Origin of the sequence: Maribacter spongiicola, assembly GCF_004364165.1 — a bacterium.
Lineage (GTDB): Bacteria > Bacteroidota > Bacteroidia > Flavobacteriales > Flavobacteriaceae > Maribacter > Maribacter spongiicola.
The window spans coordinates 114231-132423 of the sequence record NZ_SOAY01000015.1; the positions used below are offsets into that span (position 1 = coordinate 114231).

Below are 18193 nucleotides of genomic sequence, written 5' to 3' on the forward strand. Positions count from 1 at the left end.
GCCGATGAACTACTTCTATTTTCTTACAGAATCGGGTACTAAACCCGTGTAATCGCCCCCATTACGTATTACATCTCTAACAATAGACGAGCTTATGTATGATTTGCCCGATGAGGTCAATAAAAACACGGTTTCTATTTCAGATAACTTACGGTTTGTGTGGGCAATTGCTTTTTCAAATTCAAAATCTCCAGGATTACGCAATCCCCTTAAAATAAAATTAGCTTCTTCTTTCTTACAAAAGTCAACTGTTAGTCCTACATAAGATTTTACAGATATAGAAGGCACATCTTTAAAAGCTTCTTCTATAAATGAGATACGTTGCTCAAGATTGAACATGTACTTTTTGTCAGCATTTTTACCAATTGCAATTATTATTTCGTCGAACAAAGTGATGCCACGCATAATAATATCATGATGGCCTAATGTTAAAGGATCAAAAGAACCAGGAAAAATTGCGCGTCTCATAGGTGGATTTTACGTTTTAAATATAGTTAATTTAAGCTAATGCCTCAATAATTGCGTTTTCAAATAGCATACCTAGCTCAATACCAGCTTCTTTAGCTTGTTGAGGCAATATACTCGCTGTGGTTAAACCCGGTGTAGTATTCATTTCTAATAAGAAGGGTTCATTGCCAATGAATATAAATTCACTTCTAGAAAAACCCTTCATTTTAAGAACATCATATATTCTTTTCGATGCAATAGTTACTTTTTCTAGTTGTTCAGCGTTTATTCTTGCAGGAGTGATTTCTTGCGATTTACCTTCATACTTTGCTTGGTAGTCAAAGAAGTCATTATCAGAAACAATTTCTGTAATGGGGAACACTGTTGTTTTGCCATTTAGTTTTAGAACGCCCACAGATACTTCGGTACCATCTAGAAAACCTTCAATAATTATTTCGTCATCTTCTTTATAGGCGGTTTCAATAGCGCCTTTTAATTCTTCAACTTTATAAACTTTGGTAATACCGAAACTGCTACCAGACTTATTAGCCTTTACAAAACAAGGCAGCTTTACCTTATCTATGATTTCGCTTTCATTTATTTCATCACCTAAGTTTAGATAATAAGAAGGTGCGGCTTTGATTCCGTAAGGTTTTAATACACTCAGTAAATCTCTTTTGTTAAACGTAAGCGCTGCTTGGTAAAAATCGCAAGAAGTATGTTTTATACCCAACAACTCGAAATAGGCTTGCATGAGTCCGTCTTCGCCAGGTGAACCATGAATGGCATTAAAAACACAATCAAATGTTATAGAGTTGCCTTTTAAAGGGATAGAGAAATCATTACGGTCAATAGGCGTTTCATTATCTGCATCGTCAACATAGACCCATTTGTTTTTAAAAATATGAATTCTGTAAAGATTGAATTTATCTTTATTTAGGTAATTATAGACCACATTTCCACTTTTGAGCGATATTTTATATTCACTAGAATAACCGCCCATTATAATTGCAATATTTTTTTTCATTGTATGGTCTATTAAGAATCTAAAAGCAAAGATGAAGCATTGAAATAAAATAAAAAAGAAAACGAACAGCATTCATTCAGATTGAATTAATTTTTAAGTAAGCTGTAACTATAAACCGAAGCCGTAAAAAGGTATGTGGGCATTTACTATATTTGTCGGGTCAAATAATAAGTATGAGAAATTTTTTCAATTTTTTAAAAAGTAGGACATTTTTAATTCAACTTGGTCTTGCCGTATTGGTATTGATTATTGTGATTTTTGTCACATTAAGATACCTAAATAGTACTACCAACCATGGTGAGTTTGTAGAAGTTCCAGATTTTTCAAAAAAATCTGTTATGGATATGAGAAAATCTATCGAAGAAGCCGGGTTAAGATATGAGGTGTTAGATTCTGCAAATTACAATCCAGATTACCCAAGGTTTTCTATCATTGAGCAAAATCCGGTAGCAGGATCAAAAGTGAAAGAAAATAGAAAGATATATTTTACCGTTAATCCGTCAGGATATAAAAAAGTAACCGTACCTCAAATTATTCAGGTAACCAAGCGAAATGCCTCTTCCATGTTGAAGGCGGTTGGCTTAGATGTACAACGAGTAACATATGTAGATGAGTTAGGGAAGGATATGGTATACCAAATAAAATTTAAGGGCAAGTATATAAAGCCTGGCGATAAACTTCCTAAAACATCTAAAATAGAATTGATTTGTGGTAATGGTACTATTACAGATAGAGCAATAATTAAATCGGAATCAGAAGATTAGATGGAGGAGCATATTGAGCAGCCTGAGAATGAAGATGGAGAACTTTTTGAGCACCATAGGGTAGTAGCATCAAAAGGGCAGGAGCCGTTACGAGTAGATAAATTTTTAATGAATTTCATTGAAAATGCTACAAGAAATAAAATACAGCAAGCAGCCAAAGGCGGTCACGTTTGGGTTAACGATGACATTGTAAAGTCTAACTATAAGGTGAAGGCCGGTGATGTGGTAAAGGTGTTATTTGAGCATCCGCCACATGAGTTTTTACTAGTGCCAGAAGATATACCTTTAAACATTGTCTACGAAGATGATGTATTAATGGTCGTAAATAAACCTGCAGGTATGGTAGTACATCCTGGTCATGGTAATTATTCGGGCACGTTAATAAATGCCTTAATATTTCATACCGATAATTTACCGGCGAACAGTAACGAAAGACCGGGCTTGGTACATAGAATAGATAAAGATACATCTGGTCTACTGGTGGTTGCAAAGACAGAAGCGGCTATGACCCATTTGGCCAAGCAATTTTTCGACAAAACTTCTGAGCGTGAATATATTGCTCTTGTTTGGGGTAATATAGAAGAAGATGAAGGTACGGTAATTGGTAATGTAGGTAGACACCCTAAGAACCGGCTACAGATGCATGTTTTTCCTGATGGGGAAGAAGGCAAAGAAGCCGTTACCCATTTTAAGGTAATAGAAAGGTTGGGCTATGTAACACTTGTATCTTGTAAGTTAGAAACAGGTAGAACGCATCAAATTCGTGTGCATATGAAATATATAGGCCATACATTGTTTAATGATGAGCGTTATGGTGGCGAAAAAATTTTAAAGGGAACTACATTTACGAAATACAAACAATTTGTAGATAATACCTTCAAGTTATTGCCAAGGCAAGCCTTGCATGCGAAGACCTTGGGATTCGTACATCCGGTGACCGGTAAACATATGAGTTTCGATTCAGAAGTGCCAGAAGACATGACAAATGCTATTGAAAAATGGCGTAGTTATGGTAAGAACAGCACAGAATAAGATTCTTCGATACCGCTATTTAAACTCTTTTTTATCTTTTGTTGGTCTATCTATATATCCTGTATATTTTTGGGATATTAAAATTTCACTATGAAAATTGTTATCTCTCCGGCTAAGTCATTGAATTATGAAAGTGAGCTGCCTACTACAAAATTTACTTCGCCTGAATTTATAGAAGACGCTGAAAAGCTTAATAAAATGCTGAAGAAAAAGAAGCCAGCAGCGCTTTCGGAACTGATGTCTATTTCAGATAATTTAGCACAGTTGAACTGGCAACGTAATCAAGATTTTACGATACCGTTTACACCAGAGAATTCTAGACCTGCAATTTATGCCTTTAGTGGTGATGTGTATACAGGCTTAGATGCTTATACCTTATCTGAGGAGAAAATGGATAAGTTGCAACAAACGCTAAGAATCTTATCTGGGCAATATGGAATGCTAAAACCTTTAGATTTAATGCAGCCTTACCGTTTAGAAATGGGTACTTCGTTAAAAATTGGCAGAAAAAAGAATTTATATGAATATTGGGGCACCAGGCTTACCGATCATTTAAATGATGAATTGACCGATAGTGAGTTGCTTGTTAATTTGGCGAGTAACGAATATTATAGCGCTCTACAACCAAAGCATATTAAAGCAGAAATTATCACTCCAATTTTTAAAGATTGGAAAAATGATAAATTGAAGATTATAAGCTTTTTTGCTAAGAAAGCTAGAGGTGCCATGGTCAGATATATATTGGACTCAGAAGCCAAAACACTTGCAGATATTAAAGGATTTAATTTAGACGACTATGAATTTAGTCAAGAGCATACCTTAAAAGAAAATCAGCCGGTCTTCATCAGATAAAATATAATCTACTCTTTTTCGTTCTAAGCTATATAAAATACGTCTATGAAAAGGGTTTTTTTACTTTCTGTTATTTGTGTTGTTATATTATTCTCTTGTACAGATAGAGATGATAATATTAGCTTAGTCAATATTCGTATTCAAAATAGCACCGAACTTTTCTTTACAGAAGTACGTATTGCTGAAAAAGATACCGTTTATGAGAATATTGAAGCTGGGAAGTTCTCTGAATATTTGGAGTTTGAAACCGCGTACCCAACTGCATCTATTGCTATTTTAACAGATTCTACCAGTATAAATTATTTTCCGACCGAGGTATCTGCAGATTCCCTACCGATTGGCTTTTATACATATGAGATTACTTTAGATGCCGATAACCAAGTAGGGTTGACTTTTAAAATCGACGAATAAGATTATTTCTTTCTATTGATTTTGATTTTGTCCTCTATAGTAGGTCTCTTTTTAATTTTTCGAGGTCTTCTTGCGCCGTAAGAATTATTAGATATTTTTCCTTTTTTCGATTTTTTATCTCCCTTGCCCATAATTCGTTTATTTACGTTTCTTTTAAAGTTAGTAATTTAGAAATCATTTGTCTGTATAATAGACTCATGAAAATAAATCTCTAATGCAATACGTATTTAAGCATACCCACCCTTACGAACCTTTTATTGACCATGCTACAGAAAAGCTAATTGTAGGTACATTGCCGCCGCCACGTTTTACGACAAAAGAGTTGAAAGAGGGTGATGTTGATTTTTGTTATGGTAGTAGAGATGGGCAACTATGGGCTATTTTAGATAGTATTTTCAATTTAAACCTAAAGTTCGAAACTAGTATTTATGCTATAGAACAACGAAAAGAGTTCTTAAGAAAAAGAAAGATTGGAGTTTGCGATATTGTAGCATCGGCAGAACGAACGAAAGTAGATGCATCGGATATTGGTATGCAAAATATTGAGTTAAGAGATGTATTGAGTTATTTAGAAAAGTATACCAAAGTACATACGCTTTTATTTACAGGAGGAAACAGTAAAAATGGTCCGGAATATTTTTTTAGAAAGCATTTAAAGAAATATTCGGTGTCGTTAGTCAACATATCTGATGAGGTGCCTAAAATTCATCAGTTTACACATCCTATTACAAAAACAATAATTAAAACAGTTTCTTTAGTTGCTCCTTCAGGTGCTGCAAATAGGGCAGTTGGTAGTCTTGAAAGTTATAAGAAAATGAAAAAAGAAAATCCTTCGTTTAATACGGTAGATTTTAGGGTACTACAGTATAAAGATTATTTCTGATCAAAAAGAAATTTTCAAAACTTCTTGAAACTAAAAAGAGTCTTGCTTTTAAAACAAGACTCTTTTACGAGAACACTATATGAAAATGAAAATTTTTTATTACTTATTTACACTGTAAAGATAGATAGCATATCACGTATTTTGGAATATTTGTTGTCAATACGCACTATTTTGTGGTATACTTCTATGAATATGATATTTCACAAAAATCATTCTTCAAATTCTCTTGAATTAGCGATATTTATAATCGAATTTTAGCAAGTTTGCCATAACGGTATGGTTTAAAGTTTTTAATATATGCAACAACAAGAAAGGTTGGCAGAGTTTAAGAAATCTGTCCAAAATAAATTTAATGTCTATAACAGTCTATTTTTAAACTTACCCTATAAGAATATTGAGAATGTGGGTATGTTGATTCCGTTATTGCTGAATCAATCTGAAAAGGGGTTGAGCGAAGGTCTTAATCCGAAAGAAATTCTAGAAAACTTTTTTGAGAATTTCGTAGAAATAGAATCTGAAAAAGAACAAATAGATTTCATGTTCCGCATCATACAGTATGTGGAACGCCAGGTAGTACTTTATGATAGTGTCGAAGATGCCGCATTTCCTAAACTGCATAAACATTCGAGTTCATTGTCATTGAAAGATTATTTTCAATTCGTTGAAAAGAATAATTCATGGGATACCATTTGGGATAAGTTGAGCACCTTCAGTGCTAGAATTGTACTAACGGCACACCCTACACAATTCTATACACCTGCGGTTTTAGATATCATTACCAACCTTAGAACATTAATTTTAGAAGATAAAATAGATGAGATCGATGTAGGATTACAACAATTAGGACTTACATCTTTAATAAACGCTAAGAAGCCTACACCTTTAGATGAAGCAAAAAATATTATTTATACATTAAGACATGTATATTATGATGCTATTGGCGATATGTATGCATATATAAAAGGTAGCGTAGGGTCAAAAGCATTCGAAAATCATGATATAGTAAAACTAGGTTTCTGGCCTGGTGGTGACCGTGATGGTAATCCGTTCGTAACAGCAGATATTACTAGAGATGTAATGAACGAGCTTCGTTTAACTTTAATGAAGTGTTATTACAACGATTTAAAAGGGCTGGTTCATAAGCTTACCTTTAAAGATGTACAAGAACCATTACAGAAGCTAAGATCTAATCTTTATACCGCTATGTTCGATAGTTCTAAAGATATTGGTTATGAAGATTTAATTGTACCGTTAGAAGAAATCAGATTAATACTTATTGAAAAATATCAGAGCCTTTATTTAAAAGATTTAGAGCTGTTAATTGATAAGGTAAAAATCTTTAAAGTCCACTTTGCAACGATCGATATTCGTCAAGACCATAGTATGCATACTAAGGTGATGGTTGAGGTCTTGAAAAAGAACGGATTGATCAAAGAAGACCTAAGTGAATTGTCTGAAGAAAAATTGATTGATATTCTTTTACATGAGAATTTGAATTTAGTAGCAGATGATTATGAAGAAGATATTGTAAAAGATACTGTTAAGAACATACTTCAACTACAGACCATTCAAGATAAGAATGGCGAAGAAGGTTGTAATAGATATATCATTAGTAATTCTGAAGATGTATTCTCTATTCTTTTCGTTTATGCGCTATTTAGATGGTGTGGTTGGGCAGGTAAAGATATTACTTTTGATATCGTACCATTGTTTGAAACCATGAACGGTATGGACAATGCGCAGGCTACAATGCAGTTTTTATTTAATTTACCTGAATATAAAGCTCACGTTAAAAATAGAAATGATAAGCAAACTATAATGCTTGGTTTTTCTGATGGTACAAAAGATGGTGGTTACTTAAAAGCGAATTGGTCTATCTTAAAAACTAAAGAAGAACTTTCAGAGGTTTGTGATGAACATGGTATTGCAGCTATTTTCTTTGACGGTAGAGGTGGACCACCAGCAAGAGGTGGTGGTAAAACACATCGTTTTTATGCAGCACAGACAAATAAAGTTGCGAATAACGAAATTCAATTGACCATTCAAGGGCAGACCATTACTAGTACGTACGGTACAAAAGAACAGTTCATTTATAATAGTGAGCAGTTATTAACAGCTGGTTTGTCTAATACAATACTTGAAAAGGAAATTGTTATATCAGATTCAGATAGAGAACTGATAGAAGAATTATCTGAAATGAGTTTTAAAAAGTATGACGATTTAAAGCATCATGATAAGTTTATGCCATATTTAGAAAATATGAGTACGCTTAAGTACTATACAAAAGCTAATATTGGTAGTAGACCAGGTAAAAGAGGTAATAAAGCCAAGTTAGAATTGTCAGATTTACGTGCCATTTCTTTTGTAGGTTCTTGGAGCCAATTAAAGCAAAACGTACCAGGATATTACGGTATTGGTACAGCATTAAAGAACTTAGAAGACAGCGGAAGATTTGCCGAAGCACAGAAGCTTTACAATGAAGTGCCATTCTTTCAAGCTTTAATGATGAATAGTATGATGAGTCTTTCTAAATGTTATTTTGAATTGACCAGTTATATGAAAGAGAATGAGGAGTACGGGGAATTCTGGGAAATCTTACTGGCAGAATACCAGCTTTCTAAAGCAATGTTGTTGAAATTATCAGGAATGGAAATTTTAATGCAAAAAGAAGCAATTTCTAGAGAGTCTATTAAGATTAGAGAGAATATTGTTTTACCGTTATTGGTTATACAACAATATGCACTTCAAAGAATAGGAGAGGGTACGGAGTATAAAGAGCTATATGAGAAAATTGTAACTCGCTCTCTTTATGGTAATATTAATGCTAGTAGAAACTCAGCATAATATCTTTAGTAAAGTTTAAAAAGGCTCTGTAACCAAAATTACAGAGCTTTTTTTTATTGCAAATGTTTTAGGGCTTAATGAACTTTGCGTACTACTTCTATAGAATTAGAAATATCAAAACAACCATTGAATTCATCAAACGTCCAACCAGGTTCCATTCCTGTTAGTCCATCTTCATACCTAATGTAGTAGATAAAACAAGTGCCTTCGCCTGCATCATTAAAGTCTACAGATTTAAGATCTGCAACAGTTGGCGGAAGACCAAGTATTTTGCCGGTTTCATCAGTAATGATCCAAGAACTATTTGTTCCAGAAGTATTTTCATTACTTAGAGAAATGCCAGTTACAAAATCAGCAGTTTCATCGACTATGAACTCGAAAGGACCTCCTGTTATCATTCCTGCTTCAGGTTTTGTTCTTACCACTGTCAATGGGTTTGATAGCGCAAAATTTCCAGTAACGTTATTTGCATTCATATCTACCGCAAGTCCTGAAATTTCACCTTCGTAACGTGCGTACCAAATTAGGCAAGTTCCTGCACCGGCACCGTCAAAATTAACACCTTCTACAGCTTCAAGAGTAGGAGGTAGCCCTAAAATTTTTCCTTGGTCATCGGTAATTACCCAAGTGTTTTGAGAACCCGAAGCATTAGAAATATCTAGTGTAATACCATAAACATTGTCTACTTCACCGTCAACACAAAAGTTAAACGGACCACCTACTAAAGTACCTGCGTTTACGCCTTGTACTCTTTGAACTTCAATAGGGTTAGATAAATCAAAGCATCCAGTTAAGTCTGCAGCATTATTACCCATGGCAGCACCTTCTAAACCATCTTCATATCTTAAATACCAGATTAAACAAGTACCAATACCGGCAGCATCAAAGTTTACACCTTTAACAGCATCTAATGTTGGTGGAAGTCCAAGAATATTTAGTTCCTCATCAGTAATAACCCATGTACTATTCGTTCCTGAAGCTTCAGAGGCATCTAGCATAATATCGGTTACATGGTCAGCTTCACCATCTACATAAAATTTATATGGTCCGCCGGTTAAAACACCTGCTTCTGTTTTACTTCTAACCACTTCAATTGAATTAGATAAATTAAAATTACCTTGTAGGTCATTTGCGTTCATATCAACCGCTAGTCCGCTCAATTCACCTTCATAGCGCAAATACCATATCAAGCAGGTACCAGCACCGGCGCCATCAAAATTCACACCTTCTACTGCATCAAGCGTAGGTGGTAATCCAAGTATTTTTCCTTGATCATCAGTAATGACCCAACTGCTATTGCTTCCATTGGCATCTGAGTTGTCTAATGTGATTCCATAAACATTGTCTACTTCACCGTCAACGCAAAAATTAAAAGGTCCGCCAGAAATTGTTCCTGCATTTGCGGCATCTAAGCGAGTAACTTGAATAGCGTTAGATAAGCTAAAGCAACCTTCAAGTTCACCTGCGTTCTTGCCAGCTTCAGCACCAAGTAAACCATCTTCATATCGTAAATACCAGATAAGACAAACTCCGGCTCCAGCCATGTCAAAATCAACTTCTTTAACAGCATCTAATGTAGGCGGTAATCCAAGAATATTCAATTGATCATCAGTAATTACAAAAGAGCTATTGCTACCTAGGGCATCATCGCTATTTAAAGAAATATCTGTAACGAAATCGGCCTTTCCATCTACGGTGAATTCATAAGGTCCGCCAGAAAGTACACCTGCCATGGTTTCATTTCTTTGCACCTCGATGGAATTCGATAAATCAAAAGAGCCTTCAAGACCATTGGTGTTCAAACCCATTTCTAGTCCGGTTAGCCCTTCTTCATAACGTAGATACCAAATAAAGCAAGTGCCCGCTCCTGCAGCGTCAAAATCTACTCCGTATACAGCATCTAAAGTTGGTGGAAGACCAAGGATGTTATTTTGGTCATCGGTAATTACCCATGTGCTCATGCTTCCTGCAGCGCTTTCGCTGTTTAGGGCAATGCTATTTACCATATCAGGTATGCCGTCAACACAAAAAGTAAAAGGTCCACCTGCTATGTCACCCGATGCAGGTATGATTACATCAGTAACGGCATTATCGTCATCTGAACAACTTGCCATAACTAGCAAGAGCATTAAAATTGATAAAAAATTGAAATTTTTCATATGTTCCGTTTTTTTTGGTTACAGACAAATGAATAAAATTCATATAACAAGATAATCACAAGAATATCAACTTATTGTGATAACTCTTGTGATACTTTCGTGATATTTATGTAGTGCTAACTATTTTGACGGGTGTCACTTTAACATGTTGATTATTAGTGAGATGATTACTTTTGTATATTTAAAAAATGGCAAGTAGGGATTTATACCCTTGCCAGCTGCAAGTACCATCGCTAGTTGTAAAAGTTTCGTAATCATTACTGATACGATAAGTATCTATGGTCGTGCATCCTCCTAATGGAATTTCTCTCAGTTGAAGCTCAAAATGAATAAGCTCATTAACATCGAATGGAGATAGAATTTTTCTTTTGTTATTTAAGCTTGCAGTTAAAATACCTTCTTTGTTAAAAACGGTAATTGTTTGGCGTTTGCCATGAAAACAACCAATAGAAGTAATTTGAATGGTATAATGTTCGCCGTGTTGCAGTGATTCAATCATTGTAGGCAATCGCTCTGCTGAGTATTTATTCTCAGCAGTTACTGTAGAATCGTTTACTTTAAAACTTGTAGTTAATATTAAAATGGAAAGTAAAAATATCCAAGGGTGCTTTTTAAATATCATAATAGTCTTAATTCAATTATTATGCCGATAATTTTGCTGGTTGAGGGCAGAAGAATCGGTATTTATATATAAGACTGTAAATAATTTTTAATGTGGCAGAATATTACATTTTAGAACTTAATAGCGCATAAAATGTTTCGATACCATAAGCAATCTGACCTATTTTTAAATTCTCGTTGGGACTGTGTTGATTATTATCTGGGTTGACCATTGGTACAATAAATGCCGGAATTTTTAATTCATTGATAAATGGAGAAATTGGAACTGTACCACCCATTATTCTGATTTGAACGGGCTTTTCACCGAATTTAGTTTCCATAGTTTTTACAATGCTATTTCCAAACGGATTATTTAAATCTGTACGAAAGGCATCTGTAACAGTGCCTTCTTTAATGGTAACAATTTTATCATATTTTAGTCTGTCATCCATAGTAGGTTCGGTACTCATTACATGAAATCCTTGATTTTTAATATGCTCCTTTACTAATTTTTTCAGTCTGTCGCCATCTGATTCTGGCACTAACCTTAAGTCTAATTCTGCAGTTGCAGTAGCCGGTAAAATTGTTCTCGCTTGATCACCTATCCATCCAGAACCTAATCCGCGAATATTCAAAGAAGGGTATTGTAAAGCTTCTTGGTAAAAGCTACCTACTTTTTCAGGAGTAGAAATTGCTAAGTTTTTATTGATCTCTTCGATATTATCTGGTACACTTTTTAATATTCCTAATGTAGCTTCATCCAAAGAGATTCCGTCATAATAGCCTTTGATTAAAACTCGCCCATCTGCATCTTTCATAGTTGCTAATAGTTGTGCTAATTGAAAACCAGGGTTAGGAGCATAATTTCCATAATGCCCACTGTGCTGAGGTTGTATGGGTCCGTGAGTGGTGATAGACAGCGTAGTTATGCCTCTACAACCATAAACAACGGTTGGTTTGCCTGAAACATGCACCGGACCATCATTGATAACTAAGAAATCAGCTTTAAGTAAATCTTTATAGGTACGCACAGCTTGCGGTAAGGGTGCACTACTTTTTTCTTCTTCACTATCTAATATGACCTTTACATTATAAGGTATTTCAATACCGTCTTTTTTAAGTGCATCAATGGCATTTAAAAACATAACAATAGGTCCTTTATCATCAGATGTTGATCTTCCAAAAAGTCGCCAGTCATAATTAATATCATCTTCTAAATCTGAAAATGCTTCCTTTTTCCAGCCATCATCAGTTTTAGATTTCAGTACTACTTTGTAAGGATCAGGTTGGTCCCATTTTTTAGCATCAACAGATTGACCATCTAAATGCATGTAAAATAAGATGGTAGGTTTATTGTCATCCATCGGTAGGGCCGCAAAGAAAAGAGGTAAACCTTCTGTCTCTAAAATGGTGCTATTAAAACCTCTTTCAGTGAATTTTTTTCTAAGCCAAAAAAGGTTCGAATCTATATCATCTGCGTTTAGGGCATCATTTGGTATGGCAACAAATTCTCTTAATTCTACAATAGCATTGGCAACTTTAGATTTTATTAAAATAGAGTCCTGGGAGTAGCCAGAGTAAAGAGATAAAAATAGTAGAAACGTAAATAATTTTTTCATGTTTGTTCTCGTGAATATATTCTTTAAATGTAAGCAAAACAAAGGGATTTGGAAGTCTTATTTGAACGTTACATGTGTTAATGAAAATCTTTAATTTTTATAAAATGTAATAACAATAAATCTATGACCAATTATAGCCGAATTAAAATTTTAAATATGAAAGAATTTTAAATTTTGAAACCAAAAATTGCATTACTTTGATAAAAATTACGTTAAAAGGATGAAAAAAATTGTTCAATATATTTTGGTCTTTTTTGTGTTAAGTTCATGTTCAGATAATGATTTAGGCGAGGTTGAAGATTTAGACTCGGGCACTATCGAAGTAACTGTTTTGTTAGGTGATAATGCTGCTATTGGAGCAACCGTGACTACTGACCCCGAAACTAAGACAAAGATTGTAAATGAAACTGGAGTTGTTGTGTTCAATGATATACCACCAGGTGAATACACGGTTAAAGTTATTTTAAGTGAAGTACCAGATTTTATATATTTTCAAGAGATTATTCTAGCTAAGGATGAAACAAAAAAAATAATTTTCGAAATCCCTGAAATTCCAGAGTTGACCGAACAAGATTTAGATGTTGCGTCTTGGTTAAATCTATCATATAAAAATTTACAGGGGATTTTCGATGCCGATGCCTACTTGGCATATTGGGGAGATACCGGAACAGATATTTTAAAAGCTAACCGCATGGTGGACGGTACTTTAGTAGAATTAGATGCTTATTATTTGAATTCGCAAACTAATATTATTAATGACGTATGGGCAGAACATTACATTCAAATACGGAATATAAATTTGGGTATAGATTACTTAATTGATTCCTCTAATATAGTGGCAGATAATATTAATAGAGTGGAATACGAAGCTCAGTTTAAATTCTTAAGAGGCTTGTTATATTTCAATCTGATAAAAATATATGGAAATCCTCTTCTAAGTGTTACAGCCGAAATTGATTTGAGTGGTCCTCCAAATTATCCACAAAATCCAAATACAACTTATACGCAAATAGAAGAAGATTTACTTTTTGCCGTTCAAAATTTACCGGTTTCTGAATCTAATGACCGGGCTAATCAGTTAACTGCAAGGGCTTTATTGGCAAAAGTATATATGACCATGGCTGGTTTTCCTTTAAACGAAACCAGTAAATATGCAAATGCCTTAGAACATTTAAAAATTATTCAAGGTCAATATGAATTAATTGCGAATTATAATTCAATTTTCAAAGAGGAAAATGAAGTTTCCAATAGTGAAATATTATTTAGAATTGCGTACGACGGCGAGGAGAATACAAGTAGTTCTTTTAATGATTATTGGGGTCCTATAGGTGTTACAGAACGAGATGCTTTGGTGCTTGTACCTGGTTTTGCAAATTCATTTAATAATATGGCAGCGACCTTTAATAACCCCGTAAGTTTTCCAATAGTAATTGAAGATAACCGCTTTGAAAATTCAATAGCAACATTTTCTGTTTCTGGAAGTAGCGTCGTTAATGAGGAGAATCCGGATAATTGGAGGCCTTTAAAATGGTATAACGGAGAATTACCTAATGCAGATTTTAGCTCAACATCGTTTGATTATCCACTTATAAGATATGCCGATATCCTTTTATTGTTGGCAGAAGCTGAGAATGAAATAAACGGACCAACCGCATTGGCATACGATGCAATTAACCAAGTTCGAGAAAGAGCATATGGTAATAATGCTAATAATATAACATCAAACCTAAATCAAGAGGAATTTTTAGAGGCTATATTTTTGGAGCGAAAATTAGAGCTTTGTTTTGAAGGTCATAGAAGAGATGACTTAATTAGAGGAGAAAAGCTTCAGGAAGTCATCGATGATTTTAACAATAACAATGACTTCCAAAAAGATTTTCAACCACACGAATATGTATGGCCTATACCACAATCTGAAATAAACTTGAATCCAAATGCGATACAAAACCCCGGCTATTAAGGGCAGTTCTTTAGCGAATCGCCTTTACGAATTCTGAAATAGAATTAACACCTTTACTGGTTAAATGCTTTATAAAAGCAGAGCCTATTATGGCGCCTTTAGCAGTTTTCGTAGCTTGTTGAAATGTTTCTTCGTCTTTAATACCGAAACCTACTATTTGTGGGTTTTTTAAATTCATTGCCGCAATACGCTCAAAATAGCTTTCTTGTTCTTGACCAAAGCCCGATTTTGAACCTGTAACACTAGCTGAACTTACCATATAGATGAATCCGTTTGAAGCATCGTCAATTTGGCGAATACGAATATCACTCGTTTGTGGTGTAATTAGAAAAACATTTATGAGTCCGTATTTTTTAAAAGTAGCCTCATAATCCTCTTGGTAAACATCTAAAGGTAAATCTGGCATAATCAATCCGTCAATACCTATTTCTTGACATTTTTTACAGAATGCCTCAACACCGTATTGTAACATCGGGTTAAAATACCCCATGATAATTAAAGGAATAGAAACCGTTTTACGAATATCTTTTAATTGGTTAAAAAGTAGTTCGGTAGTCATTCCATTTTTTAAAGCAGCGGTAGAGCTCTCTTGAATTGTTGGCCCGTCTGCAAGAGGGTCACTAAATGGTAATCCTATTTCAATCATATCTACGCCGTTCTTTTCCAAATCTTGAATGATTTGAACAGTATCGTTCAATGCAGGGTAACCAGCTGTAAAATATATAGAAAGAAGCTTTTTGTCTTCTTGTAATTTTGTTGTAATTCTATTGCTCATAATAGGTTATGCTAGCTTAAAATAATCAATATATGTGTTCAAATCTTTATCACCACGACCAGAAAGACCAATAACAACGACGTCATCTTTCTTGAAATTTTTATGTTCAAAAATTGCAAATGCGTGTCCCGTTTCAATAGCAGGTATAATACCTTCTAATTGCGATAATTCTAATCCTGCGGCCATAGCTTCATCATCGGTAGCTGAATAAAATTCGGCACGACCAGATTTAAATAAATGGGAGTGCATAGGGCCTACGCCAGGATAATCTAATCCGGCAGAAATAGAGTAGGGTTCGGTAATTTGACCATCTAGAGTTTGCATTAACATAGTTTTACAACCATGAATTATACCTACTTTACCAAGTGCAGAGGTAGCTGCACTTTCGCCAGAATTTATTCCTTTACCAGCAGCTTCAACGGCAATAATGCCAACTTCAGGTTCATCTAAGAAGTGATAATAAGTACCAGCGGCATTACTGCCTCCACCAATACAAGCTACTACATAATCCGGATTTTCTCGCCCTTCATGTTCTTTCAATTGCCATTTTATCTCTTCAGAAATTACAGACTGAAAACGAGTAACCATATCTGGATAAGGGTGCGGGCCAATAGCAGAACCAATAATATAGTGAGTATCTACAGGGTTGTTGATCCAATCTCTAATAGCTTCGTTTGTGGCATCCTTTAATGTTCTACTACCAGATTTTGCCGGTCGTACTTCTGCACCCAACATTTTCATACGGGCAACATTAGGAGCTTGACGAGCAATATCAATCTCACCCATGTAAACGATACATTCCATGCCCATTAAAGCACAAACAGTAGCAGTAGCCACACCATGTTGACCAGCACCAGTTTCGGCAATAATTCTAGTTTTGCCCAATTTTTGAGCCATTAGAATTTGACCAATGGTGTTATTTACTTTATGTGCACCTGTATGGTTAAGGTCTTCTCTTTTTAGATATATTTTACAACCGTGCTTTTCAGAAAGGCGCTTAGCAAAATATAGGGGAGAAGGTCTACCTACGTAGTCTTTTAAAAGCTGATTAAATTCTTTCTGAAAAGAATCTTCATACATCAGTTTTATATAGTTTTGTCGTAGTTCCTCAACGTTTGGGTACAACATTTCGGGTATAAAGGCACCACCAAATTCACCGTAGTAACCTTTTTCGTCAGCATTAAAGCCTCCAATGTGGGAATTGATTCTATCTTCTTTTTGCATCTCTTTTAAATCTTAATAATCTGTGTATGAATTCTATTTTTAAAGATAAAATATGATAAACGTATTACTGTATATTAATTACTCTTTTAAACTCACTCAATTCTTCAATTTTTTTCAACCCTGGTTTTATTTCAAAACTGCTATTAACGTCAATAGCAAAGCAGTATTTAGACTCAGGTGTTTTTTTGAATTCGTTGATTTTGTCAATATTATTTAAACCAATACCGCCACTTAAAAAATAAGGTTTGGTAGAGGGGTAATTTTTTAAAACAGACCAGTCGAATGTATAGCCATTGCCACCAGGTAATTTTCCTTTAGTATCAAAAAGAAAATAGTTGCAAACATTTTCATAGGACTTCAAAACATCAAAATCGAATTCTCCTTTTATAGAGAAGACTTTAATGATATCTACTTTCTGATTTAATTTCTTTAATTCAGCTGCAATTTTAATGCAGTATTCCGGCGTTTCATGACCGTGTAATTGTAAGCCATTTAATTGATGTTTGCTTACCATATCAATAACATAATCAAGCTCAGCATCAACAAAAACTCCGACTTTATTTATCGTATGTGGAAGTTCTGGAATTTCACCTTCAAAAAAACGAGAAGAAGGTTCCCAGAATATAAAGCCTAAATAGTCTGGTCGCAATTGTGCAACTTCAGCCGTATTCAGTTTCATTCCACAAATCTTTAGTTTCATTAGTTCTTCAAGTTTTTTATGAATTCAATAGCACTTTTGCCAGGGTTATCTGTCTTCATAAAATTCTCTCCGATTAAGAAACCTTGGTAGCCAAATGGCTTTAATTCTTTAATAGCATCAATAGAGCTTATTCCGCTTTCAGATACCTTTACAAAATCGTCGGGTATCAGTTTTGATAAAGATTTACTAGTTTCTAAACTAACCTCAAAAGTCTTTAAGTTTCTATTGTTTACACCCAACATATCTAAACTTGGCATAATAGATTTATGAAGTTCTTCTTCATTATGTACTTCTAATAATACATCTAATCCTAAACTTTTAGCAAGTTCAGAAAATGTTTTGATTTCTTGCTTAGTAAGAATTGCTGCGATGAGTAAAATAACATCGGCACCACTTGCTTTGGCTTCTATTATTTGATATTCACTAATGATAAACTCTTTGCGCAATAATGGAAGTTGAACCGATGCACGTGCTAATATTAAATCTTCGATTGAACCACCAAAATATTTAATATCGGTAAGCACGCTCATGCCACAAACTCCGGCATTCTCATAACCTTTAGCAACCTGCCCAACGTTTGCATTTTGATTAATACTTTCTTTGGACGGAGACCTACGTTTAAATTCAGCAATAATACTCGTATCACTATTTTTAAGTGCTTGAGCTAAAGAATTCGTCTTTCTTTCAAAAAGCACGGAAGCCTCATATTGAGAAACCGAAATAATAGATTTCTTCAATTCAACCTCTTTACGTTTATCAGCTACAATTTTATCTAGAATATTAGCTCCACCTGACCTCCCCAAAGGGGAGGAACTTGATTTTGCTTTATTTATTTTTTCAGAACTCATTTTTGTCCTTTTTAGTTTTTTTAATATTCCCCCTTTGGGGGCTAGGGT

Annotated in this window: 17 protein-coding genes; 7 read left to right on the forward strand and 10 right to left on the reverse strand. The window is 34.5% G+C overall.

Annotated features, from left to right (window positions below; all coding sequences use genetic code 11):
- Nucleotides 1-15: 15 nt before the first annotated feature.
- Both coaD and CLV90_RS17425 read right to left on the reverse strand, forming a co-directional pair.
- Entirely contained in the window at nt 16-468 is a 453-nt protein-coding gene (coaD, locus tag CLV90_RS17420; protein WP_133688794.1) for a pantetheine-phosphate adenylyltransferase, read from the reverse strand.
- 31 nt (nt 469-499) lie between these two features.
- Nucleotides 500-1474, reverse strand: coding sequence for a D-alanine--D-alanine ligase (locus CLV90_RS17425; RefSeq protein WP_133688795.1), 975 nt, complete (start codon nt 1472-1474; stop codon nt 500-502).
- 173 nt (nt 1475-1647) lie between these two features.
- On the opposite strand from CLV90_RS17425, the gene CLV90_RS17430 reads away from it, so the two are divergent.
- The 4 genes from CLV90_RS17430 (at nt 1648) to CLV90_RS17445 (ending at nt 4533) form a co-directional block, all read left to right on the forward strand.
- On the forward strand, nt 1648-2238 hold the full coding sequence (locus CLV90_RS17430) for a PASTA domain-containing protein (protein WP_133688796.1): 591 nt from the start codon (nt 1648-1650) through the stop codon (nt 2236-2238).
- Nucleotides 2239-3270, forward strand: a complete 1032-nt coding sequence (locus CLV90_RS17435) for an RluA family pseudouridine synthase (RefSeq protein WP_133688797.1) — start codon at nt 2239-2241, stop codon at nt 3268-3270.
- Between the two features lie 90 nt (nt 3271-3360).
- Nucleotides 3361-4122 (forward strand): peroxide stress protein YaaA, encoded by a 762-nt coding sequence (gene yaaA, locus CLV90_RS17440; RefSeq protein ID WP_133688798.1) that lies wholly within the window; start codon nt 3361-3363, stop codon nt 4120-4122.
- Between the two features lie 45 nt (nt 4123-4167).
- On the forward strand, nt 4168-4533 hold the full coding sequence (locus tag CLV90_RS17445) for a hypothetical protein (protein WP_133688799.1): 366 nt from the start codon (nt 4168-4170) through the stop codon (nt 4531-4533).
- 2 nt (nt 4534-4535) lie between these two features.
- Here the strand turns inward: CLV90_RS17445 and CLV90_RS17450 are convergent, their stop codons facing one another.
- The gene (locus CLV90_RS17450; protein ID WP_133688800.1) at nt 4536-4664 is read right to left on the reverse strand and encodes a 30S ribosomal protein THX; all 129 of its coding nucleotides are present in this window, start codon (nt 4662-4664) and stop codon (nt 4536-4538) included.
- A gap of 83 nt (nt 4665-4747) precedes the next feature.
- Between CLV90_RS17450 and CLV90_RS17455 the strand changes: the two genes are divergently transcribed.
- A complete protein-coding gene (locus tag CLV90_RS17455) occupies nt 4748-5416 on the forward strand; it encodes a uracil-DNA glycosylase family protein (RefSeq protein WP_133688801.1) in 669 nt (222 codons plus the stop codon).
- Nucleotides 5417-5713: 297 nt separating this feature from the next.
- Entirely contained in the window at nt 5714-8260 is a 2547-nt protein-coding gene (locus tag CLV90_RS17460) for a phosphoenolpyruvate carboxylase (RefSeq protein WP_133688802.1), read from the forward strand.
- Between the two features lie 74 nt (nt 8261-8334).
- On the opposite strand, the gene CLV90_RS17465 is transcribed toward CLV90_RS17460, so the two are convergent.
- The 3 genes from CLV90_RS17465 to CLV90_RS17475 form a co-directional block, all read right to left on the reverse strand.
- Entirely contained in the window at nt 8335-10419 is a 2085-nt protein-coding gene (locus tag CLV90_RS17465) for a hypothetical protein (RefSeq protein ID WP_243835536.1), read from the reverse strand.
- Between the two features lie 181 nt (nt 10420-10600).
- On the reverse strand, nt 10601-11041 hold the full coding sequence (locus tag CLV90_RS17470) for a hypothetical protein (RefSeq protein WP_133688803.1): 441 nt from the start codon (nt 11039-11041) through the stop codon (nt 10601-10603).
- A gap of 103 nt (nt 11042-11144) precedes the next feature.
- Nucleotides 11145-12638, reverse strand: coding sequence for a M20/M25/M40 family metallo-hydrolase (locus tag CLV90_RS17475; protein ID WP_133688804.1), 1494 nt, complete (start codon nt 12636-12638; stop codon nt 11145-11147).
- Nucleotides 12639-12858: 220 nt separating this feature from the next.
- Here CLV90_RS17475 and CLV90_RS17480 point away from each other — a divergent pair, with 220 nt between their 5' ends.
- Nucleotides 12859-14598, forward strand: coding sequence for a RagB/SusD family nutrient uptake outer membrane protein (locus CLV90_RS17480; RefSeq protein WP_133688805.1), 1740 nt, complete (start codon nt 12859-12861; stop codon nt 14596-14598).
- Nucleotides 14599-14608: 10 nt separating this feature from the next.
- Here the strand turns inward: CLV90_RS17480 and trpA are convergent, their stop codons facing one another.
- The 4 genes from trpA to trpC form a co-directional block, all read right to left on the reverse strand.
- Nucleotides 14609-15373, reverse strand: coding sequence for a tryptophan synthase subunit alpha (gene trpA / locus CLV90_RS17485; protein WP_133688806.1), 765 nt, complete (start codon nt 15371-15373; stop codon nt 14609-14611).
- Between the two features lie 6 nt (nt 15374-15379).
- The gene (gene trpB / locus CLV90_RS17490; protein ID WP_133688807.1) at nt 15380-16597 is read right to left on the reverse strand and encodes a tryptophan synthase subunit beta; all 1218 of its coding nucleotides are present in this window, start codon (nt 16595-16597) and stop codon (nt 15380-15382) included.
- Between the two features lie 64 nt (nt 16598-16661).
- The gene (locus CLV90_RS17495) at nt 16662-17297 is read right to left on the reverse strand and encodes a phosphoribosylanthranilate isomerase (RefSeq protein ID WP_133688808.1); all 636 of its coding nucleotides are present in this window, start codon (nt 17295-17297) and stop codon (nt 16662-16664) included.
- The gene (gene trpC / locus CLV90_RS17500) at nt 17297-18145 is read right to left on the reverse strand and encodes an indole-3-glycerol phosphate synthase TrpC (protein ID WP_133688809.1); all 849 of its coding nucleotides are present in this window, start codon (nt 18143-18145) and stop codon (nt 17297-17299) included. The genes CLV90_RS17495 and trpC overlap by 1 nt, the downstream gene beginning before the upstream one ends.
- Nucleotides 18146-18193: the final 48 nt, after the last annotated feature.